Source organism: Polaromonas sp. P1_E3 (genome assembly GCF_056405935.1).
Genome location: NZ_JBFUBD010000724.1, coordinates 1 through 888 on the forward strand (window position 1 = coordinate 1; position 888 = coordinate 888).

General features: G+C 57.8%; 1 protein-coding gene. It reads right to left on the reverse strand.

All coding sequences use genetic code 11. The annotated features are described in order from the left end of the window. Positions 1 to 871 (reverse strand): tetratricopeptide repeat protein (locus AC1D0Z_RS23075; RefSeq protein ID WP_477660456.1); only part of this gene is annotated, 871 nt, incomplete at its 3' end. Positions 872 to 888 lie beyond the last annotated feature (17 nt).

Below are 888 nucleotides of genomic sequence, written 5' to 3' on the forward strand. Positions count from 1 at the left end.
ACGTGCCGATGTGACCAGGCATGCCCTGCAGAGCGCGTGCGAAATCCTGCCGGGCGAGCTTCAGGTCGCCTTTCAGTAAATGGGCAAACGCCCGCCCGGACCATGCACGACCGTCCGAATGATTGAGTTGCAAAGCTTTATCCGCCCAGACGATGGCTTCATCCGCTTGTCGTATGCCGAGGGCCAAAGTCAATTGCGTGACGAAAACTTCGGCCGGAAGGATGCTTGGCGGTGTCTGCAGTTGTGCTTGCTGCAACGCCGTATCCGCCCAGCGCTGCGCACCCACTGCATCCCCCGCATCTATGGCGATCAAGCTGGCTATTGCGGCGGCGCTAGCGCTTAGGTTTTGCGACTTTTCGGCCCCGCGAACCCAATTGCAAGCGCGCTCCAGTTCGGCCGTACGATGAAGTGATCGTAGCCACAGCTGTTGCAACAGTTCTCCTGCCAGCGAGGCGCGCGCAATACCCTCATGCGAAAGTCCCGATGCCGCACTGGTGAAACTCTCCATGTATTCCGCTAGCTCGGAAACACACTCGGCGTACCGGCCCTGTCTGAACTCGATATAAGCAAGATTGTGCAAAACCACGGCAGTGAACTCCGGGGGAACCCCATCGACTTGCTGCAAAACTTTCAGTGCTGCCGTTGCCTCCGGGTAAAGCTCCTGCGCCAGCAGCAAATCACCCTCTTTCAGACGCCACGACAACGCATCGGCCTGGAGCACTCGCCCATGACGCAGATAGAAGGCTGCGCGATCCCATTGCCTGCATTGCAAAGAAAGATCAAAAGCCTCTGCGAGCAACTGTAGATTGCCTGGATCTGTTTTCAGGTAGCCTTCGAGACGCTCAAGACGGGCAAGTTCAGCGGAGGCCACGTTTGCACCTTCAGTAG